The sequence below is a fragment of the Candidatus Neomarinimicrobiota bacterium genome, from assembly GCA_022560655.1.
Lineage (GTDB): Bacteria > Fidelibacterota > Marinisomatia > SCGC-AAA003-L08 > TS1B11 > JADFSS01.
The window spans coordinates 23,076-49,636 of the sequence record JADFSS010000010.1; the positions used below are offsets into that span (position 1 = coordinate 23,076).

Sequence of the window (26,561 nt, forward strand, 5' to 3'; positions counted from 1 at the left end):
CGAAGGCTACGACGCCTGATTCAGTGCCGCACTGCTTGCTATGAATCCAGCCGCAAAACCCGCCAGCCCAAGGGCAACAACAACGCCGCTGCCACACTCTTGACAACGAGACCGGGAAGAAAGGGGTACAGCCCAACGGCGAGCACCTGCTCCGTCCCGGTTATCGTTCCCAGCCAGGCCAGGCCAAAAGCGAAGATGGCGGCATTACCCAACAGCATGGCCATGAGGGTGGTGGCGATATGCCGGTCCCAGCCCTGCTCGGCAAGCCAGCCAACGAGGGTCGCACCAGCCACGAATCCCAGCAGGTAGCCCCCGGTGGGACCCAGAAAATAGGCCACCCCTGCGCCGCCGGCTGCGAAAACGGGGAAACCCACTAACCCCTGACCCAGGTAAACCAGCATGCTCAGTCCCCCGCGCACGCTGCCCAGCAGCGCCCCCACCAGGAGTACGGCCAAGGTCTGGGCCGTGATGGGCACGGGACCGAACGGCGAGGGAAATGCGAACTGGGCGCCGAGGGCGACCAGCAGGGCGCCGCCCAGCACGAGGGTCAAGTCAAAGGCCAGACCCAAGGGCCGGGCCTGAGGACGCAGGGTCGCGGCGTAGGTCGCGTAGGTCATGCAATGTTCCTCCTCAAAATGGTAAAACTCCGCTGCACCAAGCCGGTACGATAAATACTTTTGCTGTGCGGCAATGGTGGACCGTCGGGTTGCCGGGCGGAATGTAACAAGATTTATCGCCACCGCCATGAATCATCCCCCTGGCAGCCAATCCGGTAACCGAAAGTTTTCGCTGGCTGGATGCACAAGGCGAACCTAAATTGATTTGCCCGTTAGCTACGGCGGCATATCAAGGTGGAGCAACTCACATTTAATATTAGCGAGAAGTCGCGCACTAGGGTCATTGCCTTTTCGCCTGACGAGTTCAGGATTGAGCTGATGGAATATGTGGGCGTCGAGGATATTCCCGTCTTGATGGAGGTCTCGGAATCACTGGCTAGTGAGTATGGCAGCTCGGCCCGGCTGACCAAAACAACGATCCGGAAATACTTCAACTACCCCAAGACGCTTCCCTTTGTCGCCCGCTTCCGGGGTGTGATCGTGGGGTACATCATCGGGGTGCCGCTGGAATATTTTGCACGTGATGCCTGGGCCAAGTTCGACTCGAACCTGGGGCAGGGCAATACCCTCTACACCTACGCCTACGTGATCCTCAGCCGCTATCAGGGCAACGGATTTGCCCAGACCCTCAAGCGGGTCTATCTCAATTGGGCCAGGAAGCACAACTACCGGTTCGTCTCCGGCCATGTGCTGGAGGGTATCGCTCGCCAGTTTTCCGCCGAAACGACCATTGTGAAGCGCTTCACCAACTGGCACGGATCAGGCCAGACATTTGAGTACTACCGCCGCCCTCTGGTCTCAGCAGCCACGGGCGTAGCGCACTAGCAGGCGAGCCTTCCAGGCTGGCCCGCGGCCGGAATCACCAATCGCTGGCCGTCAGTCGCAATGGCAATTCTGCTAGATCAAACATGATTGTGGGAGTCGACAGTCCTGCTAAAAGGGAAGCTAGGTAAGCAGTCGAATCATCACCGGCAACAGCTCAAGAAATCCTTCCAGTGCCCGCATATTTTCCAGATTCGCTTCAATCCTGACATTCTGTTGCGTCTGATTGGGCGGGTTCTTCTGAAGAACGGCTAAGGCGTCAGGGGTGATCGCCTTGTCCCGGGCCACCAGCTTATAGTTATCTGTGCTCAGAATGAGATGAGCATAAAAAAAATCGATGCCCCAATATATGCTGAACAGAGATTTCTTGCTCCGTTGGAACGCGAGGTACCAGAGCTGGTCCTGAACATGCCATTCCATTTTCGGCACCAGCCCCAGCTCGATCAGCTCTTTATAGATAAGATCAAAGCGGCGGAAGCGACTAACGCCCAGGTATTCCTCTATGTCCTCCTTCGCAGGAATTCGCTTAGGGTTGGCCATGCTGTTGCGAGCTACCATCGGATCGGCGCCTCCTCATGGTAAATCAGGTAACGAGGTTCCCAACAAGGTATCGCTACCGGCCGGAGCAATGGCGCGAGCACTATGCGCGTAGGTGTTATCGGCGGCGATAGGTGGCCGGAGCACCAGCCGCCCGCACGGTACAGTCTTGGCTGTCCGCTGGGGACGCCACTACTGACGGGCCAACCCTAAATCTGAAGCCTGCTGAGGTAATCACAAGTCTCCGTCCCTGGACCATCCTTCTCGCAAACCAAATCAGTTGAACACAAGCCAATTGCCCGCGCACCTGACCAAGACCGTAACCGGCCTCGCGCCTGGCCCCGAGGGCAGGTTTCATATGAGAATCAATATGCGGAGTCTAAAACGAGGGGGACCTAGGCGGTGCCTATGTCCCTGAGAATATTGATGGCAACCTTATCAAGAACTTCATCGGAATTGTAATCTCCAGAACGAATGCGCCGGGCAATGGCTCCCAAAATCCCTCTGCTGTCAGGTGATGCCGCAGGGCTGGCGGCCAGATTTCTGAAGCTCGGCAAATTGCTGATCGATTCGGCAACGCTTTCCAACACTTCTGGCCGGTTGAAATCCCCTTGGTCGATGCGAGCTCTGATGCTCCGGGTCTTTTCGCCATTTGCCTCTAGATTCGCCAATAGCTCCTGATATCGGGCCGTATCACTGGTCCGCGTCTCTGCCAACTGTCTCGCGGTAGAGGATATGTCTACCGTATCCTGGGGGGACCCGGTTTTGGTGCTTTCCTGCGCCTGACCCTGCTTTTGGGCTTTTTCGGAACGCGTCGATGAGAGACGCTCCTGCTGTCTCAATCGCTCCGAAGCTGCAACGTCGTGGCCGATGTTCTTGATGGGTGCCATACTCTACCTCGTCACATTTACCACGCGGCTTTTCGTGTGGTACTCTTCCGTTGCATCTCCATCCAAGTTAACAAACCTGGGTGTAAATGCCATATTATTTATCAGCTCCAGCTGGGCGTCGAAAATCAGGCTCTGTAGTCTGGAATCCATCCCGGCCAAGGTCGCCAATGATGCCTGAATATCCCGATAAATAGGGCTCAGGGAGGGGTCCAACATGCTCCGCTTGTCTGCTAGCCGTGAGCGTCTGGATTCAAGCTTTTTAATACGGTTTACCTGCTGAGCCCGATGAGTCATCAGGTCTTCGAGCCTGTCGAGGAAGACATCGTCGGGGTCATCGAGTAATGCCTGAGAGCGGCGCAGAATATCTTCGAGCGCAGCGCGCTGATCCAGCAGAATCTGACGGAGATGACTCATCGTATCACCCTGGCCAACATTCTCCGGCAGTAGCATTTAGACCTCCTGGTTAAAAATGAGCCCGGACAGCTGTTCCATCCTTGCCACCAGGGTCAGCAGCTCCTCGGTGGGAACCTGCCGAATGATCTCGCCCGTCTCTTTGTCCACGACCCGGACGACTGTCCGACCCGTTGCCTCATCCACATCGAAAGAGATCTTGGTCGAGGCGACCTGATGGACTAGGTGATTGATTTCCTTAACGACCTCGGAGATTTCCCCCGCGCCCCCAAGGATGGGTTGTGGCCCGACCCCTTTAGCGGGGGTGGGGCTTGAATCGTGCCGTACCTTTTCAGCGGCGGGTCCCCGACCCCGCTCTGCCTGGCTGGCTCTCGAAGCGGCTGCTACCTGCTCCGACGCTGCGCCTGCTATGTTTTGAACTGCATCAACCATGATAACCCTCTACTAACCAGAGTACCTGCCCTCATACTAAAAGGAGAAGCTGCCGAAGTTGCTGAGGAACCCTGACTGCGACTGCACTTCCACCATCACAGCCTGCAGCCGTATCAGATCATTTCTGAACTTCTGTACTCTATTTTCCAACCTGTCATCGAAAGCTTCGAGACGGGTGGTTTGTCGTCTAAGGGATGCTTCAATTGAATCGGTGGAACTATTGATTATCCCAGACGATTTTGTGAAATTGATGATAAAATCGTTAAGTGTGACCGTAATTCCGTCGGTACTGGTAAAAATGTCCTTGATGAGCTGCGGGTTTGTCGAGACGGCACTTTCAAACGCTGACTCGTCATCAAAAAACAGCGTTCCGTCCCGGTTGATGCCGATGCCGATCTCGATCAGCTGATCAAAGGCCGTGGATTCGGCGCTGGACACCAGCGAGCTGACGAGACTGCGCAGCTTGAACCTCATGGTACTGTAGGTTGTGTCGCCCCTGAACTCCCCCCCGGAGGCGGATTCCGTCTTGAGGAGTTTCGCGACTTCATTGTACGCGTCAATGAAGGACTGCAGTTCGGCTTTCACCGCCTCGGTATCGGCGGTAATCGTTAAGGATTCCGTCGTGGAGGTGGTGTCCAACAACTGTAGACCGACCCCCTCCAGGGCATCCTCAACGAAATTGTTGTCCCGCGTAAATGTCAGTCCGTCCAGTGTGAATAGCGCACTCAAGTCGCTGGCTACCGTGATGAATCCACCGCTGGTCCCGGACGACTGGACGTTGGCATTCGTTTCCAGCGTTGCCAGCAGACCATCGGTGTCGTTGAACGTCAGGGCGTTGGTCTCACCCGACTGCCCGCTTCTGAGCACCAGGCGGCTCTGGCCGCTGGCCTCGGTCACGACCGTGGCCACGGCCGCTTCGTCTGAGTCGATGGTCTCGGCGGTAGCGGCCACGCTCATGGCCTCGTTGATCGCCGAGGCGACATCCGCCAAGACCTCGCTGTTGGTCTGACTGAAGGTGGCCGCCGAGATGGTGACGGTGATCTCCACGGTGTTATCGGGATCGGCGTCCGTGGGGTGGGCCACCACAATCCCGAAGGACTGATCGGTGACAATGGCCCCAAAATCGCTGTCGGTGGACACATACTGTTTGGAGACGCGGGTGTCGATGGACGCCAGCCGGCTCACCGTCAGGCTGTGGGCGCCCAGTTGGGCGTCCGTCCCGGCGGTCACCGTAAATAGCGCCGAATCGCTGGATTCCGCCGTTTTTGAATTGAATACATTCAATATGATGTCTTCAAACCGCTGGCCCAGAGTGAACAGCGTCGAAAGCTTGGAATCCAGGTCGTTCAAGGCCTGCTTGCGGCTCTCCAGGCCGCTCTGCTTGAACTCAATTCTGCTGCGAGGCCCCAATTCGATCTGCCTGAACTGATCTACCAGGCTTTCAATGTCCAGCCCGCCAAAAAATGAGTTTGAAATCGCTGCCACGTTGAGCCTCTCAGTTGACCTTCATCGCTTCAACCCAGGCCATCTTCAGACCCCGGATAAGGGACTCGACCTCGTCGAACTCTTTATTGCGGGCCTTTTCCACACAGTACTGGTACAGTTGGTACATGGGTACGGCAATGTCCTTGTAATCAAAATTTAGTGCCCGGATCAGTCCCGATAGTCCGCGGAGCGCCCGTTCCTGGTCCTTGCGCTCACAGGCCACCAGAACAACGTCATAGATGTAAGAAACGAGCTGTTCCGGACTGGCAGAGAGCACTTTTTGCTTCAGATAAGGATCCTTTTCAGGACCATGCTTCGAAACTAGGGATTGAAACAAAACCGTTACTCCTTAAATATCAACTATTTACAATCTCTACCGCTGAGTGCTCTCAGCCCTATACTCTTTATCGGGTGAAGGGCTCATTTCTTTAATCAATTCCCTTGGTAAAACTGGGCACGATCAGCGCCAAAAAAAGAGCCCGGGTCAAACCCGGGCTCTTGCTTGCGAAAGCCCAACTGGCTGCGCTGGTTTACCGGAAGAGCGATAAGACCAGCTGGGGTGCCGCATTAGCCTGGGCGAATGAGGCGAACGCCGTTTGCTGGACAATCTGAGCGCGGATCAAATCCATCTGCTCCTGCGCGAAGTCCGCATCTTCGATCCGGCTTCGCGTCGCTTCGTTGTTGGTTATCGCTACACCCAAGGTAGTCTCCTTGGAGTCCAGTCGGATCATGAACTCGCCAACGTCCTGTGCCACGCCGTTAAGCGTATCGATGGCAGCATCAATAAGACTGATAGCCGTTGAAGCGGCAGCTGCATCCGACACCGCCAGTGCGTTAATCGACAGCGCGGCCGAATCGGCATCTTCGAGGGCGACATTAAACACGTCACCCGCCGAAGGGCCCGTCTGGAAGACGGCGGAGCTGAAGGATCCATCCACCAGTTTGGTGCCCTGGAACTCGGTTTCGCCGACGATGTCGTCGATTTCTGCGATCAAGGCATCAATCTGCTGCTGAATGGCGGATTTTTGGGTGGCGTTGAAGCTATCGTCAGCTGCCTGCACCGCCTTCTCCTTGATGATCTGGAGCAGGTCGGCGATGGCCAGGTAGGCGCCCTCCGCGATGGAGAGTACACTCTTGGCAGTACCCACGTTCGCTAGCGCTTGCGTAAGTCCCCGTACGCGCGACTCGATGGAACGAGCCAGCGAGAAACCGGCCGGATCGTCGCCCACGCTGTTGATGCGCTTGCCTGTCGACAGGCGCAGCAAACCTTGTGCAACGCGCTTGTTGACAGAAAGCAACGCATTGAATGAATTCAACGCGGCTATGTTAGCGTTAATTCGGGTGAAACTCATTATTACCTCCTTGTGCTCATTGAATGTGGGCTTCCTTGCCCACCAGCGACTATCCGTTCGGTAACCAGCAGCATCGCCTGACTGGCGGTACCATTGAACTGCTCTCCCCTACCCTATCGGCGCAGTGGTGGGAAACTTTAGAAAAATCGTGGCCAACCCATGCTCACAGGTGAGCTGCGCCCTGCACGGGCTTGGGCCCGGGAGGCGGCCATTTCTCTGGTTGACAATGGGCCTGCGGCGGTGGTATCCTTCCGCCGGTGCAGGCAGATCAACTCCATGTGAGGCAGCGGCTCGGCTACCGCAAATTTGCGTCCCCACCCTTTCGGTTCCTGTTCTTGAAGTACGACTACTTCGGGCAGGTCCACCTGGTGAATGCGCTGCGCCGCCAGGGGCACGGCGTGACCGAGCTGCCGCCACCCCATCCAGCCACCGCAGAGGCAAGCCTTGACCAGATTCTCAAGCAAGCGGCTGAACATCAGGCCGATGCGCTGATCACGATGAACAATATGGGCTTGGACGATCTCGGGGTGATGACCACGGAACTGTCCCGGCTTGGCCTGCCCACCATCCAATGGTTTGTGGATAACTACCGGTTCACTGGGCCCCACTTCGCGGGTGATACCCCTGAGCTGGTGCTGGCGCTGTCCACTGACCGGCGCCTGGTGCCCGTGCTGGGTGCTGCGGGTTTCCCCCATGTAGACTACCTGCCGCTGGCTGCTGATATCGGCTTCACAGCCATACGCTTCGATGAGCGCTACACCTTTCTGCGGGACAGGGTTTCCTACGTGGGCGGGACCTTCAGCAAGATGGTGGCCAATTTTCACAGTGCGGACCACGACCGCCTTTACCGGCAGTGGCGGCCCGATTTTGCGGCCGAGAAAGCGGCCCGGGGCAGCCTTGATTTGGAGGCCACCTTCGCCCCCTACCGCCAGCGATTCCCTGACCGGGACGCATACCACAGCTTCATGGCATACGTAGTTTTTCAGGAGACCCGACGCTACCGCGCCGGGCGGCTGAAAGGCCTGCTGGAGGAGCCCCTCACGGTATTCGGTACGGATGACTGGCTCGAATTCCTTCCTGAGGACGTTGTGCACAAACCGGTGGCTTACCACTTGGAAACGCCCAATGTCTATCGGAACAGCGCGGTGAATCTCAGCCTGACGACCTTTCAGCAGGAGGCGGCCCTGAACCAGCGGCTGTTTGACGTGCCGCTCTGTAACGGGTTCATACTCTCGGACTGGCAGGAATCGCTGGCAGAGCACTTCGAGCCCGGCGAAGAGCTGATCGTTTTTCACGATGATGATGAGTTACGGGACAAAGTACGTTACTATCTGGGGCACCCGGAAGCCCGGGAGCGGGTAGTCCAGAAGGCGCGGGACCGGATACTACGGGAGCACCTCATGGAGCACCGGGTGACGACCATGCTTGATCTGGCGGCCGGAATCTTTGCATAGCTTGCGACACATGCAATCGGCCGTGCCGTTCGCAATTTATTTGGCGCCGCAGCCCTGATGCCACCCCCACCGAACCTGAAAGCGCACTTCGGTTACCCGAAATTCGCCTCCCCGCCGTACCGCATCCTGTTCCCCCATATTCCGGACAATGAGCTCAATGTTCAGCGCATGCTGCTGGCAGAGCTGCGCCGCAGGGGGCACGAGGTTGTGGAGCAGCCGTTTCAGCATGGCTTGGCTCCGGAGGAAGCGCTGAGTGCCATGCTGCGGGCGGCGGCAGAGGTACGCCCCGATGGCGTGCTGACGCTGAATGATTTGGGTCTGGATAATCAGGGGCGAACGACCACGGTGTTGTCGGAGCTGGGCCTGCCGGTCATCACCTGGTACCTGGACAACCACCTGTTCACGGGAGCCACATTTGAGGATTCGCCGCCGGAGTGGGCCATTGCCTTCACCTACGAGCGCCAGCTTGAGGTCAGCCTGCGGGCGGCAGGGTTCCGGCACGTGTTCTATCTTCCGCTGGCCAGCGACCCGGCCCTGGCTGCTGCCCATGATCAAGGACGCTTCCACGCCCTCAACGACAAGGTCTCATACGTAGGTGATACCTTTGCCCGTGCCGCTGGGGAGTTCCATGAAGACCGCTTCGAAGCCCAATATGCCGACTGGAGACCAGATTTCGGCGCTCAGAAGGAGGCGTTGGGCCGCATCGACCTGGCCGGACTGTTTGCGCCTTTCCGGGAGCGGTTCACGACGCGGGAGTCGTTCCATCGTTTCATGGCCTATGTGGTAGCGAAGGAGACCCTCCACTACCGTGCCGCACAGCTGAGCAGCCTGGCGGAAGACGATCTTGTGGTCTTCGGTCCGGCCGACTGGAAAGAGCACCTTCCAGAAGAAATTGTGCGGCCCGCGGCCGGGTATTGGAATGAGACACCCCTCATCTACCGCCACAGCGCCGTCAACCTGAGCCTCACGACGCTGCAGCACGAAACGGCCCTCAACCAGCGCTACTACGATGTACCGCTATGCGGTGGCTTTCTACTGGGCGAGTGGCAGACATCACTGCCGGAACAGTTCGAACCGGGGGTGGAGGCGGTCAGCTTTCGCGATCGGGATGAGCTGGTGGATAAGGCGCGGTACTATCGTAACCACCCTGACGAGCGGCAGGCCATCGCTTTGCGGGGCCGTGAGCGTGTCCTGAAAGACCACCTCATCGAGCACCGGGTAGCGGCCCTGCTGACGGAGGTAGAGCGCGTATGCAGGGGTTGATCGTCAGCACGGGATCGGCCTAGATGGCGGTATGCATAACTGGAATGCACCGGTCCGGTACCTCCATGGTGGCCCGACTCCTGAATATCTGCGGCCTGAACCTGGGACCGGATGAGCGCCTCATGCCGGCCGACGAGGGCAATCCTGCCGGGTACTGGCAGAACCTGGACATGGACCAGCTTACGGAAGACGTTCTGGCCCACCTGGCAGGTGGCTGGGACTTTCTTCTGCCGCCCCTGCCCAAGGGGTGGGAGCAACAAGCCGATCTGGCGCCGTACCGAAAGCGGGCCAGGGCGCTGCTGGAGGCCAGGTCCATGGCCGAACCGTGGGGCTGGAAAGACCCCCGTTGCAGCCTCACCCTGCCGTTCTGGAAATCCGAGCTGCCGGGGCTGAAAGTGGTTGTATGCCTGCGCAATCCGGTGGAAGCATCCCGCTCCCTCGCCAAGCAGGTGGGCAGCAGTGACGCATTCAACTACAACCTGTGGCTCCATTACCACCAGCAGATCCAGGCCGACACCGATGCGGATGAGCGAATCTTAACGCACTATGATATGTACTTTGCAGACCCAGCCGGCGAACTGAGGCGAGTCGTAGCATGGCTGGGTTGGCAGGTGTCCGACGAGCAGATTAACCGAGCCTGCCAGACCATCTCAGGGTCCCTGCGCAAGCACCGCCTCACGAGAACCGATCTGGCAGCTGTCCGGGTGCCGCAGACCGTTGCGGAGACTTATGGAGCCCTTTGCGGCCAGGGGGGGCCGGCGTTGGAGGAGGCCAGGGATAACGGTCTCATACCGGCTCTCAGCGACAGGATTGCCGCTGAGTTTCGGCTTCCGGATACCGATACGAGCTCCCCAGCGCAGCAAAAGGAGGCCGAGGCGGCTTTTGAATCAGCGCAGCTGCTTGTCGAACAGGGCCAACCCGAGGAAGCGGCTCGGCTGCTGGCGGCGGCGGTGGCCAGGCATCCGTTTCACGCTCGGGCCCAGAACGATCTGGGGGTGCTGCACCTGACCATGGACGACTACGAGCAAGCCGTGAACCACCTGGGAATCGCCGTGCAGCTGGACCCCGACAACGCCGATGTCTTAAAAAACCTGGCCGGTGCCTACCAAAAAGTGGGCCGCACCGAGGACGCTATCCAGACCTTCCTGGATATCGTTCACCAGCACCCCCGTGATGTGGAGGCGCTGTACTGGCTGGGTACAGCCTGCGCGGAATTGGGCCAGACGGAGCAGGCTGCCAAGCTATTTGCACGGGTCCTGGACCTGCAGCCGGAGCATAGCGGCGCCCGGGCTGGATTGACGGCGCTGAACTAGGTAGCCGGAGCCGGGGCGCTCAGGCCTGCAGGACTTCCAGGAGCTCGATCCAATCCTGCCCCACCACTTTGGTCTCGAGGGTCGCCGCAGCCAGCGGGACGGCCACAATAGCATCACCCTGGAGGGCCGCCATCTGGCCAAACGCCCCATCATGGATCATGCGGGCAGCGAAGTTGCCGTAGCGGGTGGAGAGCACCCGGTCGTGAGCCGTGGGAGAACCACCGCGCTGGGTGTGGCCCAATACCACGACCCGGGTCTCCCGTCCGGTCTCTCTTTCGATCAGTCTGGCCACCAGCTTGCCGATGCCCCCCAGCCTCACATTACCGAATGCATCCCGGGATTCGTCCTGGAGTGCGAATTCCTCCATGTTTGCCAGGCGAGCACCTTCTGAAACCACCACCAGCGCATAGTTCTTGCGCCCATCGCCGTATTCACGCTGTATGGCAGCACACAACTGGAGCAGATCTGTCTCCCGCTCCGGCAACATGGTATAGTCGGCGCCACCGGCAATGCCTGAGTGGAGTGCAATCCAGCCGGCATGGCGGCCCATGACCTCTACCACAAAGACACGATGGTGACTGTCCGCGGTGGTGCGTAGCGCGTCAATGGCCGCGGTTGCGTTGGCCACGGCAGTGTCGAACCCGAAGGTGTAATCGGTGGCGCTCAGGTCGTTGTCGATGGTTTTGGGCACACCGATGATATGAATGCCAGCTTCAACCAGCTTGGCCGCCACACCCAATGTGTCGTCGCCACCAATAGCCACAAGGACGTCTACGCCGTTGACATCCAGGTTGGCCCTGATTTTATCGATTGCGCCGGCTTCTTTAAGAGGATTGGTGCGGCTGGTGCCCAGCATGGTGCCACCCGCCGCGTGGCCTCCACGCACAGCATCCCGGGATAGGGGCAGGGTGAGATTCTTGACCGGGCCGGCCCAGCCGTCGCGAAAGCCGATAAATTCGTAGCCGTACTGCTTCACCCCGGTGAGAACCAGCCCGCGGATGACTGCATTCAGGCCGGGGCCATCGCCCCCGCCCGTGAGAATCCCAATGCGCATCATATGATTCCTATCTCGTTGACAGCCAACTGGTGACGGCGGCTAATTTAGCCACATTTTGCTGCGGGGATCATAGCTGCGCTCAACCTGGATGTGCGAGTCGTAAATCTATTGTCCCTGCAACTGTAAATTAGCTCTGTGACCCAGCGCTCCAGCACCGTGCCAGCCGAGGGACTCAGCCGCCTGATAAACCTGGGTCCCGCCTCAGCGGGTTGGCTTAAAGCCGTTGGCATCTCGAACCTCGATGACCTTAAATCGCACGATCCAGTGGAACTGTATGCCACTTTGAAGCAGAGGGGCTACCCCGCCAGTCTGAATCTGGTTCATGCCATCCGTGCCGCCAGCATGGGTATCCACTGGACGGCCTTTGCGGTTGAGATAAAGAATGTACTCAAAGTTTCCGTTAGATTGACAAACTTGGGGCTCGATCAACTTTGACGCTTGCCCTCACCCATAGCGTCCCTGCCGATATCAATGCATGCGAACTGACTTATATTGAGCGGCGTCCAATCGATGTGGCGCTGGCGGAGCAGCAGCATCTGAACTACCGCAAAACTTTATCGGAACTGGGAGTGGAGGTTGTAAACCTAAGCATCAACAAGGATTTCCCTGATGCGGTATTTGTTGAGGATGCTGCCGTGGTCGTGGACGAAATGGCCATAATGACGCTGCCGGGTGCCAAATCCCGGCGCGGCGAACTGGCCGCATGGGAAACAGAGCTGGCGAAGTACCGCAAAATAACTCACCTCCAACCTCCCGCGACGTTGGATGGGGGTGACGTCCTGCGGATCGGCAAGCGGCTGTTTGTGGGCCGGTCAGCCCGGACCAATGAGGAAGGTATTCGCGGTCTCGGGCAAGTGCTGCACCCCTTGGGGTATCACGTGGTGCCCGTGGAGATTCACGATGTGCTGCACCTGAAAACCACCTGCACCGCACTGGACAACGAGACGGTCCTGGTGAATCCCATTTGGCTGGATACCCTTCCCCTTGTGGAGGCGGGTTTTCAAATCGTGGAGGTGGCCCACGGTGAGAACTGGGCCGCGAACGTCCTACCCGTTAACGGCCGGGTGCTGCTGGGCGCGGGCAACCCATACACGTCAGAAAAACTGGTGCGTCTGGGCTACGCTGTAGAACCGGTTGACATTCGGGAGTTCGAGAAGGCCGAAGGGTCGCTGAGTTGCTTGAGCATCATCTTCGAGCAGCAGCCCTGAACCAACCCACAGGCCGGTCGTCCTCGCGGGGTATGGCCCTATAAGATAGTCTTGACACCGCCTGGTGTCCCCACCAGCAGGATGTCGGCGGGACGGCGGGCAAACAGGCCGTTGCTCACCACACCGGCGATCTGATTGAGCTGGGCTTCCAAGCTGGCGGGATCGTCCAAAACCAGACCCCGCACATCGAGAATCTCATTGCCATTGTCGGTGACATAGCCTTCACGTAGGACGGGGTCGCCACCCAACTCCGTGAGCGCTACAACCACGTAAGCCCGGGCAAACGGGATAACTTCAACGGGCAGGGGAAAAGCGCCCAGCCGATCCACCAGTTTGGTTTCATCCACAATGCAGACAAACCGGTCACTGGCTGCGGCCAGCACCTTCTCGCGGGTCAGCGCGCCACCGCCACCCTTAATGAGACGCCGCCGGCCGTCGGCCTCATCGGCGCCGTCCACGTAGACTGAGGGCTGACCTGCAGCGCCCAAGGCCACGACGGGCAGGCCATGCTCCTTCAGGCGCTGGGCGGTAGCTTCTGAACTGGCGACCGCCCCAGCTATAGGGATTCCGCTGGTGCCCAGCGCCGCGATGAAATGGTCGCTGGTGGTGCCGCTCCCCACGCCGATAATAGCGCCTGCCCCCAGATAGTCCAGGGCGGCTAGGGCGGCGAGCCGTTTGAGGTCATCTTGAGCCATGGTTTCAGCCAGACCGCAACTGCACCGCAAATGTCGCGCAGCTACTTGCCGGGAACTCGTCATCATCGTACCTTACTCCCAGCGACCTAATTTAGCGCCGCCGTTTCTGCAGGATGAAGACCGTTCTACGCACCTACGCATTATTCGCCACCCTCCTGGCCGCCGCCTGCCAGGCACCCACGGAACCCGGCATCCAGCCTGTGTCCAACGCCGACCTGGCCATCGAATATGCCGTTGTAGGCGGCCTCCGCCTTTCTGACGGGCCGCTGGCCAATCATCTGCGCATCGCTTTTGATGGTCGGGCAACCTATGATGAGCGCTTCAGTTCGGGCGAGGTAACCGTGGTAAAGCTGGGCGAGCTGGGCGCGGATGGCATAGCCCGGTTGGACAGCCTGTTCAGTGCCCAGCGCTTCCTTACTCTTACCGTTGAGCCGGACAGCTCCTCATTCTGCCTCGTTGATGGCGGCGCAACCGTTATCGCCTACCGCGCCATGCCGGATACGTCCATGCACAGTCTCACCGATACCGGCTGCTTTCAAAGCGTACCCGTGGGCTTCACCGTGCTGCGCTATACACTGCGCGCGGTGATTGAGGACTCCCTGGAGGATATCTAGCAGCCGGCGAAGCCCGGGCAGTGCCCGTCTTATTTCTTGCCAAAACTTCACCCTGCCTTCATAAACTAATCACACTTTGGGGCCAACTTCGCTCTCAGGAGCCAATGCAGCCCATCCCCACAGATTTGGAACCTACCCCCAGCGGCAAATCGCTGCTCTCAGCGCTACGTTTTCTGGGGATCAGCCATCGTGAATTCAATGTAGATGTCCGTAGCCGGTATGCTCTCACCGCTGGGCAGATTGAAGAGCTCCACTCCAGCCTGCGAGAGGTAACCGGGGTGCAAGGCTGCCTGGTCCTCTCTACCTGTAACCGGACCGAGTTCATCCTTGATGGTGGCGACATCGATGGGATCAAGGCGCTGCTGAGCGAGTATTATTCGCTGGATCGCGCCGAGCTGGAGCAGCACCTTCGGGTAGCCACCGGATGGAGCGTGGTCAAGCACATCTTCCGGCTGGCCAGCGGGCTGGAATCGTTGGTCCTGGGCGAAACGCAGATTGTCAGCCAGATCAAATCATCGGTGAAAATCAGCGAAGGTGCCGGCAGCCTCTCACCCCTGCTGGCAAAAGTCTACCAGGGCGCCTTCAAGGCCGGCAAACGGGTCCGCCGCCAGACCGCTCTGTCTAACGGGTCGGCCTCCGTATCTCACACGGCACTCATCATGGCCCGGGACTATCTTGGCTCGCTGAGGGAACGCTCGGCGCTGGTGGTGGGCACCGGCAGCATGGGCCGCAGCGTGGTACATAACCTGCGGGAAAAGGGGCTGGCCGATGTGGCCGTAACCAACCGTACCCGACAGTCCGCAGAGGACTTTGCGCGCGAGGTGAACGGCACGCTGATTCCGTGGGAGCAATTGGGCGCCGCCCTTGCCGGGCGGGACATCATCATCGCCTGTACGTCGGCAGGAAAGACCATCATCACTGATGCCATGCTGCCGCCTGACTCGACCCGCCAGCAGCTCTACCTTGATCTCTCCGTCCCGCCCAACATTGAACCAGCGCTGGCCAACCGGCCCGGCGTCCGGCGCATCGACCTGGACTATATCCAGGCGCACATCGATTCCCTCATGGTGACCCGGGAGGAGGAGGTACCGGTGGCCGAGGCCCTAGTCGCGGAGGAACTGCTGAACTTCCATTACCGGCAGATACTGGACATCGCCTCCCCGGCCATTGCCCAGCTGCACTCGGAATACGAAACGATCCGGCAGGAGGAGTTGCAGCGCTTCAACCTCAACGGTGAGGAACATCTGCGCGCCATGCTGGAGACCTTTAGCCAGCGCCTGGTGAAGCGTCTGGCGGTACGGCCGCTGGAAATATTCCGGCAGCAGGTGGAGGCCAGCACCCGGTCGCTTGATGGGGACCCCGAATCCAACGCGTGACCCCTCGCAGGGGGATGTTCGTCTCGGCAGCCGTGGCAGCCCCCTGGCGCTCTGGCAGGCCGGCCAAGCCGCCGACGCCCTGCAGGCGCACTACCCTGAACTGAACATAGCCACCGTGGTCGTCAAGACCAGCGGTGACCGCGATCAGTCGACCCCCCTGGACCATTTGCCCCACCCCGGGTACTTTACCAAAGAACTGGAAGCGAGCCTACTTGCCGGAGCGATCGACGTAGCTGTGCACTCCCTCAAGGACATGGCGGCTAAGGTGGGCGAGCCGTTCCAGGTGGCGGCCATTCTCCCCCGAGGACCGGCCGGGGACGTGCTGGTATTGCATCCCCGCCACGCCGATGAACAGGCCTTGCCCCCAAAACCTGCGATCCTCACCGGGTCGGTGCGCCGCGCCCAGCAGTTGAGAACGCTTTACCCCGGCTGCCAGGTGCTCCCGGTAAGGGGCAACATCCACACCCGTCTGCGCAAACTTGGCGAGCAGCAGGTCGACGCACTGGTCATGGCCGCTGCGGCCCTGGACCGGCTCGGCATTACTGGTTACACGACGGTAGCCCTGCCCCTGGATAAGATGATTCCCGCGCCGGGTCAAGGCGCCATCGCCCTGGAGACGTTGGCGGACCGCGTTGATCTGACCGCCCTGCTCAACCCGCTGGAATCGCCCGCTGCCCGCCGCGCAACCGATATGGAGCGCCATTTCGCTTACCTGCTGGAGGGGGGCTGCTCGCTGCCGCTGGGCGCCCACGCCTGGGTCGATTCCGGCGGGGGCGCTATGGTTTTTCTCGCCTCCCTGGGCCCGGACAGCGACGCGCTGCCGGTCTACCAACGGATGGAAGTATCCGCTGGCGATGATCCCATCGAGGCGGCGGCGATGATGGCGAACCGCTTCAAGAACATAGGAACACGTGCATGACGCACCCGCCCACAATTCTGTGGACCCTCAGCTCGCCGCCACCCGAGCTACCCCATCCAGGGCTCCGCCTTGTGCACGTCCCTTTTCTGCGCATCGAGCACCTGCGGAACGCAGTGGACCCGGGGCGGCTGGAACGCTGCGGCAGCGTGATCGTCACCAGCGCGAACGCTATCCCCGGGCTGGCGCCTCACATTCAGCGTCTTGCCCGCCTGCCGTTTTATGCGGTTGGCGCGGCTGCGGCCACGGCGCTGCGCACGGTGGGTGCCGCGTCCGTCACGACACCACCGGAAGCTACTGGGCGGTCGCTGGTACAGCTGCTACGCGCCGAGCCCCCGGCCCCCGACGTACTATTCCCCCGCGGCACCCGTGGCGGCGAGCCCGTACTCGACTATTTGGACGGAGCCGGGCTGTCGTACTACAGCCCGGTCGTATATCGCAGTGAACCGCGCTCTGCAGGCGAAATCACCGCCGAACTGCCGCATAACAACCTTTCCGCGGTGGTGCTGGGCAGCCCCTCGGCGGCAGATGTGTGGCGCGAGGTTGCACCGCAGGTGTCGGAGATGCGCCTCTGTACCATTGGACCCACAACTTCTGCGGCCTGCTATGAGCACGGGCTCCAGGTCTGGCTGCAGGCCGAGAGCGGCTCCGTACACGACTTGATACGCCGGTTGACCCACCACTTCCAGCCGGCAGGCCGGGCGGCGTGAACCTCTTCCTGCAGACGTGTGACCTACAGCCGACGCCGCGCAGACCGGTCTGGATCATGCGGCAGGCGGGACGCTATCTGCCTGAATACCAAGCAGTTAGACAGCGACATTCCTTCAAGGAAATGGTGACCAATCCCGAGCTCTGCGTGGAGCTGAGTCTGCAACCCATCCGGCGCTACGGCCTGGACGCGGCGATTGTTTTCTCCGATATCCTGGTCGTGCTGGAAGCGCTGGGGGTGAGCTACAAGATTGTGGAGGGCCACGGCCCGGTGCTTGAGCGGGCCGTAGGCTCAGCGACGGAGCTGGAGCGGCTTTCCTCGGCCGCGGTCCCCGACCGGCTGGATTACGTTTATGCTGCACTTGGCCTGCTGCGCCGGGAACTGTCTCCCGAGGTTGCGCTGTTGGGCTTTGCCGGCGCCCCCTGGACACTGGCCTGTTATCTGGTGGCGGGGGGCAGCTCAAGCAATGGCTTTGCCGCCATCAAGTCCCTGCTGGAGACAGACCCCGCCCTGCTGCACACCATGTTGGAGCGTTTGACGGCCGCCGCCCTTGAGCACCTGCAAGCCCAGTTGGCCGCCGGTGCGGATGCGGTCCAAATATTCGACTCGTGGGCCGGGAACCTCACTGAGCAACAGTTCCGCGAGTTTAGCCTCCCCTACCTGCACCGCATGGCCGCGGAATTGCAGGGTCAGCGGGCCATTTTCTATCTGAAAGGGGCCGCCCAGTGGCTCACGGCGGACGAGGCTGCGCCCTTCCGGATACTCAGCGTGGATTGGCAGCAGCCGTTGGCCCGCTATCGCCAGGTGCTGGGTGACCAGGTCGTGCTCCAGGGCAATCTGGCACCGGGCATACTCACTACCGACGCCGTCACAATTCAACGCGCCACCCGGGCTGTGCTGGAGAGCCACGGACCGGGAGCCGGACACATTTTCAACCTCGGCCACGGCATCACGCCCGACGTCCCGCCAAGGCATGTACAGGTCATGCTGGACAGCGTCCGGGACTACGATCTGGTGCCAGTCACATGAAATTGGACCTGGACCTGGCGCGCAAATACAGCCGTCCGGGGCCGCGCTACACCAGTTACCCCACGGCGCCGCAATTCAGCGAAGCAGTGGGCGCGGATCACTACCGGCAGGAGCTCACCGATCCCGATGTGCCTGTAACCCCTGAGCTATCGCTCTACTTCCATCTGCCCTTCTGCCCCTCGCTGTGCACGTTCTGCGCCTGTAGCGTGATCATCACCAGCCGGCGGGATTCCATAGCCGATTATTTGCGCGTGCTAAAACTGGAGGTCGATTTGCTGGCCTCCTACTTGGGCTCGGAAAGAAGGGTTGGCCAGCTCCACTGGGGCGGTGGCACCCCTACCTATCTCACGGCCGATGAGATTCGATCCCTCATGGCACACATTCGACGGCGCTTCGAGTTCAGTCCCGAGGCCGAGGTGTCGGTCGAAATCGATCCCCGTGAAATGACGGAGGACCGGGCCATGGCGCTGGCCGACGCCGGTTTCAACCGGGTGAGCTGCGGCCTGCAGGACTTCGACGAGCGCGTGCAGCAGACCATCAACCGCATACAGCCCTACCAGCTCACCAGCGACGTTCTGGACATGCTACGCCAGGTCGGATTCGATGATATCAATCTTGACCTGATCTACGGGCTGCCCCATCAGAGCCTGGCTAGCTTTGCCCACACTCTGGAGCAGGTCCTGACCCTGAACCCCAGGCGCCTGGCAGTCTATAATTATGCCCATGTGCCGTGGCTCAAGAAGCACCAGAAACTCATTAAGGATGAATGGCTGCCGGGACCGGATTTGAAACTGGAACTGCTGGCCCACATCATCGACTATCTGACCACGGATGGCAACATGGTGTTCATTGGCATGGACCATTTCGCCCAGCCTGGTGATGAGCTGGCAGTGGCGCTGGAAAATGGCAGCCTACACCGGAATTTTCAGGGCTACAGCACTCAGGCGGGGCTGGATATGTATGCCCTGGGAATCACGGGTATCGGCAAAACGCACAACTACTATCTGCAGAATCACAAGCAGCTCAGTACGTACAAGAAACTGGTTGAAGACAGCCGGTTGCCCACCCAGCGGGGCCTCCTGCTTACTTCCGACGACCACTTGCGGCAACGGGTCATACAGGATATCATGTGCCGTTTCGAGCTGGATGTACCCGCCATTGAGGCGGAGTTCAACATCGAGTTTGGGCGCTATTTCGACGCTGAGCTGGCGGCACTCAAGCCCTTTGAGGATGACCGTCTGCTCCAAGCCGGGGCCCACCGGCTCAGCATAACGGAGAAGGGCCGCATGTTTATCCGTAACATCGCCATGGTGTTCGATGCCTACCTGCCCAGCAACGGGGACGCCGTCCCTGCCGACGAAGCCGCTGCCCCCCGCTACTCCAATACCGTATGAGCCGCACCGCCGTCGTGCTGATGAACTTGGGCGGACCTGCCTCCCAGGCGGAGGTGGAACCGTTTCTGGCCAACCTGTTCAGCGACGTGATCCGGTTTCCCTGGGGCTCGCTGGGCACCGGCATTCTGGGACGCTTTATCGCCCGCAGACGCCGGGAGCACGCCCAGGGGCTGTATCGTCAGATTGGTGGCGGCTCCCCTATACTCAAGGAGACGGAAGCCCAGGCCGGCGCTCTACAGAAGGTGCTGGGGTCGGACTACACGGTCACCGTCGCCATGCGTTATAGTCCACCCTCCATTCAGTCCGTTCGACTGACGCTGGAGGCGGAACCGGACGCGTGGGATCGCCTGGTGGCGCTACCGTTGTTTCCGCAGTACAGTTTTGCCACGATCCGCACCTGCTGGTTGGACTGGAAGTCGGCCACGCCAGGCGGACGGTCCACTTTTGTGGGCGCCTTCCACCGACACCCGGACTATATTGCCGCCCAACAGGAACTTTTGAGGCAAACTCTGACCGCAAGCGATCTACCCAATGCTGTCCACGTTGTTTTCAGTGCCCACAGCATACCCCTGAGCTACGTTCGCCATGGCGACCCCTATCGCGACCACATAGAGGAAACGGTGGCCCTTGTCATGGCTGGCCTGCCCAATCCCAGCAGCATCGCTTATCAAAGCAAGGTGGGACCGGTAAAGTGGTTGGCTCCCGCCACCCTCGACCACGTGCAGCAGCTGGGCGCGCAGGGCGTCGCCAGCATTGCCATCGTGCCCATCGCCTTTGTCTGCGAGCACCTGGAGACACTCTACGAACTGGATATCCTGGTTAAGGGCGTTGCGGAAGCAGCGGGCATCACGGAATACCTGCGGGTTCCGGCGCCTGGCGTGCATCCCCGGTTCATCGCTGCCCTGGCTGACATCGTGGTCAACGCAGAGAACTACCGTTTGGCATGAAGGTCGCCGTCCTGGGCGCCGGGATTGCGGGTCTGGCTGCCGGCTGGACCCTGCAGCGGCTCGGTCAGGGGGTGACCGTGTTCGACCCTTCCGACCGTGTCGGCGGCAAGATCCAGTCGCTGCGGGTGGACGGCTACCTGCTGGAACTGGGACCCCACTCGCTTCAGGCCTCCCATACAGCGCTATATGAAGCCATTGGCGATCTGGGGCTGAAATCCACGCTGTTGGAAGCAGGACCCGAGGCGCAGAATCGGTTCGTTTACCAGCGGGGCAACCTGGAACCCATTCCACTGGGTCCGGCAGCGCTAATCCGAACGCCGCTGCTGTCGGGCCGTGCCAAGTGGCGGCTGCTGAAGGAACCGTTCATCGCCGGGCGCGCGGAGGACGAGAGCGTGGCGGATTTCTTCACGCGCCGGTTGGGACCGGAGGTGGTCACCCGCCTTGTCGATCCCTTCATTTCAGGGGTCTATGCAGGCGACCCCGGGCAGCTGTCCATCGCGGCCGCTTTGCCCCGCCTCAAAGAGTTGGAGCGGCTGGGCGGCAGCATTGTCCGTGGTGCGTTGATCAGCCGGAGGCAGGCCCGCAAGGAGCAGACCGGCAAACGGGTCCCACGCAGGCGCGGCATGTATGCCTTCCGGGACGGCCTGCAGGAAATCCCGGACGCGCTGGCCGGCGCGCTGGAAGGCCTGCTGCGTCTCGGTGCACCGGTGGACGACGTGGTCCAAAGCCATGACGCCTGGCGGATCAATGGCGAGCGTTTCGACGCTGTCATAGCCACCAGCCCCGCCCATGCCTGGACGGCGTTGCCCGGCAATCTGCGGCCTGCTTCGCCGCCGGTGTACACACCGGTGGCCGTGGCGCACCTCAGCTACCCGCAGACAGACGTGGGCAGCCGCACCGACGGCTTTGGGCTGCTGATCCCTGCCGTGGAGCAGCGCCGGATATTGGGCATTCTTTTCGACAGCTCGCTGTTTCCTTATCGCGCTCCCGATGGAGAGCACCTGTTTACCGTCTTTTTGGGCGGCGAGCGTAACCGGTGGATCAGCAGGGAGAGTAGAGCAGATCTGTTGCGTATTGCCTGCGAAGAGGTTGGCGACATCATGCAGATCAAGACAGCTACCGCCCCCTTGTTCAGCCACCTGCACCTGTGGGCTGCGGCCATCCCGCAATACGGTTTCGGGCATGGCGCTTTTGTCCGTAACCTGGACCGGGTTGAGCGCGCCCATCCCACGTGGGCCTTTGCGGGCAACTATCGTCAGGGGATATCGGTGGGGCAGTCCTTTGAATCAGGGGTTGATGCCGCCCGGCGGCTCGTGCATCGGCTGAAGGAAGACGTCCAACATCATCAGGAGGTGAGCCATGCCGAATGACCCGGCACTGACTGTCCCCGTCCAGCGACCCCGCCGCAACCGCCGTACAGCGGTCATTCGTAATCTGGTAGCCGAAACGCGCTACACCACCGAGCAGCTCATCATGCCTTTGTTTCTGGTGCCTGGCAAGAAAGTGCGGCGGGAAGTGAGCTCCATGCCGGGCGTTTTCCAGCTCAGCGTTGACGAAGCCGAGCAGGAGCTGTCCGACTGTGCAAAAGTGGGCCTCGTCAATTTCATGTTGTTCGGCATTCCCGATTACAAGGACTCGGAAGGCTCAGCCGCCTGGCAGGATGACGGCATCATTCAGCGTGGCCTCAATACTCTGCTGGCAGCCTATCCCGAGGCCCATTTCATCGCTGACTTGTGCTTCTGCGAATATACCGATCACGGCCACTGTGGCCCCTTGCGCGACGGCGAGGTGGATAACGATGCCACACTGGTCAACCTGCAGAAGCAGGCCCTGGCTCTGGCGCGGGCCGGTGTTCATACCGTCGCCCCTTCCGGTATGATCGACGGCATGGTGGGCGCCGTACGCGAGGCGCTGGACGAGGACGGCTACAGCGAGGTTGGTATCCTCAGCTATGCGGTCAAGTACGCCTCGGCCCTTTATGGCCCTTTTCGGGAGGCGGCGGAGGCAACCCCGTCCCTGGGCGACCGCCACGGCTACCAGATGGACGTGCGCAATGCCACCGAGGCGCTTTTAGAGGCCGAGTTGGACTCGGCCGAGGGCGCCGATATGCTCATGGTCAAACCGGCGGGGATGTACCTGGATGTCATCGCCCAGCTGAAGGCTGCGCTGCCGCTGCCGCTGGTTGGCTACCAGGTGAGCGGTGAGTACGCCATGCTCAAGGCCGCCAGCGCCAACGGGTGGATCGACGGGGAGCGGGCCATGGTCGAGAGCATCATCGCGATCTTCCGGGCTGGCGCCAACGCTGTTATTACCTATTTTGCCAAGGACCTGGCCCGGCTGCTTAAAAGCCCAGCGAATTGAGCATGGGCACTGCCCGGAGCAAGGCCCTGTTTGCAGCGGCCCGCCGGGTGCTGCCCGGGGGGGTGAACTCGCCGGTGCGGGCGTTCGGAGCCGTGGGGGGCGAACCGCTTTTCATGGCGGCGGCTTCCGGCGCGCAGCTCACCGACGTTGACGGCAACACCTACATCGACTTCGTCGGGTCGTGGGGCCCCATGATCCTGGGGCACACCCAACCGGAAGTGGTGGCCGCCATCCAGGCTGCCGCCGGGCGGGGCACCTCATTTGGCACCCCTACCGCCGCCGAAACCGAGCTGGCGCGCCTGATTGTCGGGCGCATTCCCTCCGTGGAAATGGTCAGGTTCGTCAACAGCGGCACCGAGGCCACCATGAGCGCGGTGCGGTTGGCCCGTGGCGCCACCGGCCGCAGCAAGCTCATCAAGTTCGAAGGCTGCTATCACGGCCACGGCGACAGCTTCCTTATCAAGGCGGGTTCCGGGGCGCTCACCACCGGGGTCCCCAGCAGCAGCGGCGTGCCCCCGTCCATTGCCGGTGAGACACTGGTGGCCCAGTTCAACGAGCTCTCCTCGGTGGAGGCACTGTTCGAGGCCCATCGGGACGACATCGCCACGGTCATCGTGGAGCCGGTGGCCGGCAACATGGGCTGCGTTCCCGGTGAGCCGGGCTTCCTCACGGGGCTGAGAGAACTGTGCACCGCTCAGGGGGCAATCCTGATTTTTGACGAAGTGATGACCGGCTTTCGGGTCCATCCCCAGGGGGCGCAGGGCCTCTACGACACAAAACCCGATCTCACAACTTTGGGCAAGGTGATTGGCGGGGGGCTGCCGGTGGGGGCCTACGGCGGGCGGCGCGATCTGATGGCGCAGGTGGCGCCGGAGGGGCCGGTCTACCAGGCGGGGACGCTGTCGGGCAACCCCTTGGCCATGGCTGCCGGCATCGCCACCCTGGAGCGCTGCGACGAGGCGCTCTACCTCCGGCTGGAGCAGCTGGGCCAGGTCCTGGAGACGGGGCTACAGGCCGTGATCGAGCGCTACGGAAAGGTGACGGTGAACCGGGTAGGCTCCATGTTTACCCTGTTCTTTACCGATGGCCCGGTAAGGACTTACGCCGACGTGATGCAGTGCGACCTGCCCGCCTTTGGACGGTTCTTCCACCTGGCCCTGGAGCGGGGCATTTACCTGCCGCCCTCGCAGTTTGAGGCGGCGTTCATCTCCGGCGCGCACACCGACAGTGATGGCGAGAAATTGGTGACAGCCCTGGAGCGCTTTCTGGCCACAGCCTGAGCCTGACCATCGGGGAGACCCTACCATTGGGTAGCTGGGCCCAGCCTTATCCTAGCCACAGCTGCCTATCCAGGCTCCGGTACTGGATCGCCTCCGCCAGGTGGGACGTCTGGATGCCGTCGCTCCCGGCCAGGTCGGCGATGGTGCGCGAGACCTTGATGATGCGGTCGTAGGCCCGGGCCGAAAGGCCCAGCCGGGTTATGGCCGACGTAAGGAGTTCCTCGCCCTCGGTCGGCAGGGGGCAGAATCGGCGCAGGGCCTTGCTGCCCATGTGGGCGTTGGCAAATATGCGGCTTTCGCCCTCGAAGCGGCGGCGTTGACGTTCCCGGGCCGCCTCCACCCGCTCACGGATCGCCTCCGACTGCTCCCCATCCTGCTTCTGGGCCAGTTCCTCCACCTTCACCGCGGGCACCTCAATGTGAATGTCGATGCGGTCCAGCAGGGGGCCGGAGATGCGGCTCATGTAGCGCTGGATGGCGGTCTGTGAGCAGCTGCAGGTATTGCGGGGGTCGGTGGCATAGCCGCAGGGACAGGGGTTCATGGCCGCCACCAGCATGACGTTGGCTGGATAGGTAACCGATACCCTGGCCCGGGCGATGGTCACCTCGCCCGCCTCCAGCGGCTGCCTGAGCACCTCCAGTACGCTCTTGCTGAACTCGGGCAGCTCGTCCAGGAACAGCACGCCGTGGTGGGCCAGACTCACCTCTCCGGGCCGGGGCACGGAACCGCCGCCGATGAGTCCCGCGTCTACGGCTCTGTTGTAATTGGACACTTCAATGCCTGTATATTTTTGCTTGGAGCCTTCCTGCTCGAAGAGAGGTATCGCGCCTCTTACCTCGATGGAGTGACCCTTACCTTCATGGTAATCAACAATGATTTTGTCAATCACAAGATGCAAGAGCTCATACTTCTCCTGATCCGACAGATGGTCAATCCTCTCACTAAGCTGGCGTGACCATGACTCAATCTCCGAAAGATTCTCCTCTATGTTGACTCTTTGCTGTTGTTTCTGTTCAAGCTTTGCAGTCTCACCCTCTATCACATGGATTTCATCTTTTACCTTTCTAACCTGCTTATCCAACTCCTGAACAGAAAGAATCTGTGATTTCCCATACAGATCTAAGATCCGATATAATTCCCTTTCTCTCTCTGCTTTGAGACTAGTGAGTCTTTCAATCTCATCTTCCAATATTATCTCATCAGCAAAGTATTCAGATTGCTGTTGAATAATTGCCTGCTTGAGTTTTTCTGAGTTTGATAAGAGTTCGCGAACAATATTCCAGACCAGAAGATTCAAACGATCAAGGTGGATATTCTTCAGCCCACAGAACCTGGGTTCAGGATCGGGCCTTTTGCTCAAGCAACAATATACTCTCATACCTCTTGATGGTCTAATCCACCCATACAGCCTCCTACCGCAACTTCGGCAAAAAAGCAAGCCTCTCAGTAGGTAGAAATGTTTGATGTTTCTCGTCGAACTATTATAGTTTGAGCGCAGTTGTTTTTGTACAGTCTCCCATTTTTCTCTTCCAATTAGGTGCGGAACTCTAATTGTGTGGTCCAAATATCTCATCTCACCCTTGTAGATTGGATTCTTAAGTATTCCGTACACGGTACCTGGTTTCCATTTCAGGTCCTTCGTTTTCCTCATCACAAATTCACTTCTACCCTTAACAGCAACCTTAATCTCCTTCTTGTATATCTTCGATCCTTTTGTTGGTATTCCGAGGGCATTTAACCTGAGTGCTATATCCCTCGTACTAAGTCCTTGCAGGCACCATTCGACCATCTGCTCGAATACCTTGGCTTCATCTTCATCAGGGACAAGGATCTTGTCCCTTGCCCTGTCATCGGGATCTCTAATCGCAGCGTAACCATATGGTAGAATGCCACCTCTCCATTTCCCTTTGAGAACACCCTCTAAACGAGCTCGCTTGCTCCTCCTCACCCTAATCCGATTCTCTCTCTTTGCCAACAGTCCAAGCAGGTCAGAGATAAAGTCATCCTCATCGTCTTCAAAATCAAAAACCTGATTTTGAGTGACAACCTTAACTTGGTTATCTTGTAATACCTTTTTAATAAATGATAATGTTGCCGGGTTTCGTGCTAATCTGTCGATCTCTGTAACGAAGACTCTTTGAATATTTCCTTCCTCTATTGAATCGAGCATTCGAACAAGAGCCGGCCTGTGGGCTATCCCTTCAGGCTCAGCAGATATACCAGCATCCTCAAAGACCTCATGGGTCCAACCCTTACTCTGCGTCAACTCCATGCCAGTCTTCTTCTGTGCTTCCAGGGAGAGGCCTTTATTTACCTGCTTCTCCGACGAGACACGGACCTAAATTGCGCAGCGCATGAATCCCTCCTATGAGTCTTCCAGAACAACCGGGAACACGGGA

General features: G+C 59.9%; 27 protein-coding genes. 16 read left to right on the forward strand and 11 right to left on the reverse strand.

The annotated features are described in order from the left end of the window. Positions 1-38: 38 nt before the first annotated feature. Entirely contained in the window at positions 39-617 is a 579-nt protein-coding gene (locus tag IH971_02980; protein ID MCH7496799.1) for a biotin transporter BioY, read from the reverse strand. A gap of 234 nt (positions 618-851) precedes the next feature. Between IH971_02980 and IH971_02985 the strand changes: the two genes are divergently transcribed. After that, positions 852-1,442 carry a GNAT family N-acetyltransferase gene (locus IH971_02985; protein ID MCH7496800.1) on the forward strand — a complete coding sequence of 197 codons (591 nt, stop codon included), beginning with the start codon at positions 852-854 and terminating at the stop codon, positions 1,440-1,442. 120 nt (positions 1,443-1,562) lie between these two features. Here the strand turns inward: IH971_02985 and IH971_02990 are convergent, their stop codons facing one another. The 7 genes from IH971_02990 to IH971_03020 all read right to left on the reverse strand — a co-directional run bounded on the left by IH971_02990 (position 1,563) and on the right by IH971_03020 (position 6,546). Continuing rightward, positions 1,563-1,997 carry a DUF3788 family protein gene (locus IH971_02990; protein ID MCH7496801.1) on the reverse strand — a complete coding sequence of 145 codons (435 nt, stop codon included), beginning with the start codon at positions 1,995-1,997 and terminating at the stop codon, positions 1,563-1,565. Between the two features lie 374 nt (positions 1,998-2,371). Beyond that, positions 2,372-2,866 (reverse strand): hypothetical protein, encoded by a 495-nt coding sequence (locus tag IH971_02995; GenBank protein ID MCH7496802.1) that lies wholly within the window; start codon positions 2,864-2,866, stop codon positions 2,372-2,374. A 3-nt stretch (positions 2,867-2,869) separates the two neighbouring features. Continuing rightward, positions 2,870-3,316 (reverse strand): hypothetical protein, encoded by a 447-nt coding sequence (locus tag IH971_03000; GenBank protein MCH7496803.1) that lies wholly within the window; start codon positions 3,314-3,316, stop codon positions 2,870-2,872. Continuing rightward, positions 3,317-3,709: a flagellar protein FlaG gene (locus IH971_03005; protein ID MCH7496804.1), complete on the reverse strand. Its 393-nt coding sequence runs from the start codon at positions 3,707-3,709 to the stop codon at positions 3,317-3,319. A gap of 36 nt (positions 3,710-3,745) precedes the next feature. Further along, complete coding sequence (fliD, locus tag IH971_03010) at positions 3,746-5,194, reverse strand: flagellar filament capping protein FliD (protein ID MCH7496805.1); 1,449 nt, start codon at positions 5,192-5,194, stop codon at positions 3,746-3,748. Positions 5,195-5,204: 10 nt separating this feature from the next. Beyond that, positions 5,205-5,531: a flagellar protein FliS gene (locus IH971_03015; protein ID MCH7496806.1), complete on the reverse strand. Its 327-nt coding sequence runs from the start codon at positions 5,529-5,531 to the stop codon at positions 5,205-5,207. Positions 5,532-5,724: 193 nt separating this feature from the next. Then, positions 5,725-6,546: a flagellin gene (locus IH971_03020; GenBank protein MCH7496807.1), complete on the reverse strand. Its 822-nt coding sequence runs from the start codon at positions 6,544-6,546 to the stop codon at positions 5,725-5,727. Positions 6,547-6,824: 278 nt separating this feature from the next. Here IH971_03020 and IH971_03025 point away from each other — a divergent pair, with 278 nt between their 5' ends. The 3 genes from IH971_03025 to IH971_03035 are packed head-to-tail and all read left to right on the forward strand — an operon-like array spanning position 6,825 to position 10,576. Continuing rightward, positions 6,825-8,000 (forward strand): glycosyltransferase, encoded by a 1,176-nt coding sequence (locus IH971_03025; GenBank protein MCH7496808.1) that lies wholly within the window; start codon positions 6,825-6,827, stop codon positions 7,998-8,000. A 57-nt stretch (positions 8,001-8,057) separates the two neighbouring features. Beyond that, entirely contained in the window at positions 8,058-9,263 is a 1,206-nt protein-coding gene (locus tag IH971_03030) for a glycosyltransferase (GenBank protein ID MCH7496809.1), read from the forward strand. A 44-nt stretch (positions 9,264-9,307) separates the two neighbouring features. After that, a complete protein-coding gene (locus IH971_03035) occupies positions 9,308-10,576 on the forward strand; it encodes a tetratricopeptide repeat protein (protein MCH7496810.1) in 1,269 nt (422 codons plus the stop codon). A 19-nt stretch (positions 10,577-10,595) separates the two neighbouring features. On the opposite strand, the gene IH971_03040 is transcribed toward IH971_03035, so the two are convergent. Then, positions 10,596-11,630, reverse strand: a complete 1,035-nt coding sequence (locus IH971_03040; protein ID MCH7496811.1) for an ATP-dependent 6-phosphofructokinase — start codon at positions 11,628-11,630, stop codon at positions 10,596-10,598. Between the two features lie 138 nt (positions 11,631-11,768). Here IH971_03040 and IH971_03045 point away from each other — a divergent pair, with 138 nt between their 5' ends. After that, positions 11,769-12,068 carry a TfoX/Sxy family DNA transformation protein gene (locus IH971_03045; protein MCH7496812.1) on the forward strand — a complete coding sequence of 100 codons (300 nt, stop codon included), beginning with the start codon at positions 11,769-11,771 and terminating at the stop codon, positions 12,066-12,068. Then, positions 12,065-12,841 carry a dimethylargininase gene (locus IH971_03050; protein ID MCH7496813.1) on the forward strand — a complete coding sequence of 259 codons (777 nt, stop codon included), beginning with the start codon at positions 12,065-12,067 and terminating at the stop codon, positions 12,839-12,841. The genes IH971_03045 and IH971_03050 overlap by 4 nt, the downstream gene beginning before the upstream one ends. Before the next feature lie 38 nt (positions 12,842-12,879). On the opposite strand, the gene rpiA is transcribed toward IH971_03050, so the two are convergent. Beyond that, a complete protein-coding gene (gene rpiA / locus IH971_03055; protein MCH7496814.1) occupies positions 12,880-13,536 on the reverse strand; it encodes a ribose-5-phosphate isomerase RpiA in 657 nt (218 codons plus the stop codon). A gap of 113 nt (positions 13,537-13,649) precedes the next feature. Between rpiA and IH971_03060 the strand changes: the two genes are divergently transcribed. The 10 genes from IH971_03060 to hemL all read left to right on the forward strand — a co-directional run bounded on the left by IH971_03060 (position 13,650) and on the right by hemL (position 24,162). Then, the gene (locus IH971_03060) at positions 13,650-14,150 is read left to right on the forward strand and encodes a hypothetical protein (protein MCH7496815.1); all 501 of its coding nucleotides are present in this window, start codon (positions 13,650-13,652) and stop codon (positions 14,148-14,150) included. Positions 14,151-14,254: 104 nt separating this feature from the next. After that, positions 14,255-15,526 carry a glutamyl-tRNA reductase gene (gene hemA / locus IH971_03065; protein MCH7496816.1) on the forward strand — a complete coding sequence of 424 codons (1,272 nt, stop codon included), beginning with the start codon at positions 14,255-14,257 and terminating at the stop codon, positions 15,524-15,526. Next, positions 15,501-16,445: a hydroxymethylbilane synthase gene (hemC, locus tag IH971_03070; protein ID MCH7496817.1), complete on the forward strand. Its 945-nt coding sequence runs from the start codon at positions 15,501-15,503 to the stop codon at positions 16,443-16,445. Before hemA ends, hemC begins: the two co-directional genes overlap by 26 nt. Continuing rightward, a complete protein-coding gene (locus IH971_03075; GenBank protein MCH7496818.1) occupies positions 16,442-17,152 on the forward strand; it encodes a uroporphyrinogen-III synthase in 711 nt (236 codons plus the stop codon). The genes hemC and IH971_03075 overlap by 4 nt, the downstream gene beginning before the upstream one ends. Further along, positions 17,149-18,180 carry a uroporphyrinogen decarboxylase gene (hemE, locus tag IH971_03080; GenBank protein ID MCH7496819.1) on the forward strand — a complete coding sequence of 344 codons (1,032 nt, stop codon included), beginning with the start codon at positions 17,149-17,151 and terminating at the stop codon, positions 18,178-18,180. Before IH971_03075 ends, hemE begins: the two co-directional genes overlap by 4 nt. Beyond that, the gene (hemN, locus tag IH971_03085; protein MCH7496820.1) at positions 18,177-19,574 is read left to right on the forward strand and encodes an oxygen-independent coproporphyrinogen III oxidase; all 1,398 of its coding nucleotides are present in this window, start codon (positions 18,177-18,179) and stop codon (positions 19,572-19,574) included. The genes hemE and hemN overlap by 4 nt, the downstream gene beginning before the upstream one ends. Then, the gene (gene hemH / locus IH971_03090; GenBank protein ID MCH7496821.1) at positions 19,571-20,521 is read left to right on the forward strand and encodes a ferrochelatase; all 951 of its coding nucleotides are present in this window, start codon (positions 19,571-19,573) and stop codon (positions 20,519-20,521) included. The genes hemN and hemH overlap by 4 nt, the downstream gene beginning before the upstream one ends. Beyond that, a complete protein-coding gene (hemG, locus tag IH971_03095; protein ID MCH7496822.1) occupies positions 20,518-21,891 on the forward strand; it encodes a protoporphyrinogen oxidase in 1,374 nt (457 codons plus the stop codon). Before hemH ends, hemG begins: the two co-directional genes overlap by 4 nt. Then, positions 21,881-22,882, forward strand: a complete 1,002-nt coding sequence (gene hemB / locus IH971_03100; protein ID MCH7496823.1) for a porphobilinogen synthase — start codon at positions 21,881-21,883, stop codon at positions 22,880-22,882. Before hemG ends, hemB begins: the two co-directional genes overlap by 11 nt. A 2-nt stretch (positions 22,883-22,884) precedes the next feature. After that, positions 22,885-24,162, forward strand: a complete 1,278-nt coding sequence (gene hemL / locus IH971_03105; GenBank protein MCH7496824.1) for a glutamate-1-semialdehyde 2,1-aminomutase — start codon at positions 22,885-22,887, stop codon at positions 24,160-24,162. Between the two features lie 46 nt (positions 24,163-24,208). Here hemL and IH971_03110 read toward each other — a convergent pair whose 3' ends face one another. Next, entirely contained in the window at positions 24,209-26,434 is a 2,226-nt protein-coding gene (locus IH971_03110) for an ATP-binding protein (GenBank protein MCH7496825.1), read from the reverse strand. Positions 26,435-26,561: the final 127 nt, after the last annotated feature.

Excerpts from the sequence above, each read along its gene's own strand:
- IH971_02980 (MCH7496799.1), bottom strand. The coding sequence starts at position 617 with ATGACCTACGCGACCTACGCCGCGACCCTGCGTCCTCAGGCCCGGCCC.
- IH971_02990 (MCH7496801.1), bottom strand. The coding sequence starts at position 1,997 with ATGGTAGCTCGCAACAGCATGGCCAACCCTAAGCGAATTCCTGCGAAG.
- IH971_02995 (MCH7496802.1), bottom strand. The coding sequence starts at position 2,866 with ATGGCACCCATCAAGAACATCGGCCACGACGTTGCAGCTTCGGAGCGA.
- IH971_03000 (MCH7496803.1), bottom strand. The coding sequence starts at position 3,316 with ATGCTACTGCCGGAGAATGTTGGCCAGGGTGATACGATGAGTCATCTC.
- IH971_03005 (MCH7496804.1), bottom strand. The coding sequence starts at position 3,709 with ATGGTTGATGCAGTTCAAAACATAGCAGGCGCAGCGTCGGAGCAGGTA.
- IH971_03020 (MCH7496807.1), bottom strand. The coding sequence starts at position 6,546 with ATGAGTTTCACCCGAATTAACGCTAACATAGCCGCGTTGAATTCATTC.
- IH971_03030 (MCH7496809.1), top strand. The coding sequence starts at position 8,058 with ATGCCACCCCCACCGAACCTGAAAGCGCACTTCGGTTACCCGAAATTC.
- IH971_03035 (MCH7496810.1), top strand. The coding sequence starts at position 9,308 with ATGCACCGGTCCGGTACCTCCATGGTGGCCCGACTCCTGAATATCTGC.
- IH971_03040 (MCH7496811.1), bottom strand. The coding sequence starts at position 11,630 with ATGCGCATTGGGATTCTCACGGGCGGGGGCGATGGCCCCGGCCTGAAT.
- rpiA (MCH7496814.1), bottom strand. The coding sequence starts at position 13,536 with ATGGCTCAAGATGACCTCAAACGGCTCGCCGCCCTAGCCGCCCTGGAC.
- IH971_03060 (MCH7496815.1), top strand. The coding sequence starts at position 13,650 with ATGAAGACCGTTCTACGCACCTACGCATTATTCGCCACCCTCCTGGCC.
- hemA (MCH7496816.1), top strand. The coding sequence starts at position 14,255 with ATGCAGCCCATCCCCACAGATTTGGAACCTACCCCCAGCGGCAAATCG.
- hemC (MCH7496817.1), top strand. The coding sequence starts at position 15,501 with ATGGGGACCCCGAATCCAACGCGTGACCCCTCGCAGGGGGATGTTCGT.
- IH971_03075 (MCH7496818.1), top strand. The coding sequence starts at position 16,442 with ATGACGCACCCGCCCACAATTCTGTGGACCCTCAGCTCGCCGCCACCC.
- hemN (MCH7496820.1), top strand. The coding sequence starts at position 18,177 with ATGAAATTGGACCTGGACCTGGCGCGCAAATACAGCCGTCCGGGGCCG.
- hemH (MCH7496821.1), top strand. The coding sequence starts at position 19,571 with ATGAGCCGCACCGCCGTCGTGCTGATGAACTTGGGCGGACCTGCCTCC.
- hemG (MCH7496822.1), top strand. The coding sequence starts at position 20,518 with ATGAAGGTCGCCGTCCTGGGCGCCGGGATTGCGGGTCTGGCTGCCGGC.
- hemB (MCH7496823.1), top strand. The coding sequence starts at position 21,881 with ATGCCGAATGACCCGGCACTGACTGTCCCCGTCCAGCGACCCCGCCGC.
- hemL (MCH7496824.1), top strand. The coding sequence starts at position 22,885 with ATGGGCACTGCCCGGAGCAAGGCCCTGTTTGCAGCGGCCCGCCGGGTG.
- IH971_03110 (MCH7496825.1), bottom strand. The coding sequence starts at position 26,434 with ATGGAGTTGACGCAGAGTAAGGGTTGGACCCATGAGGTCTTTGAGGAT.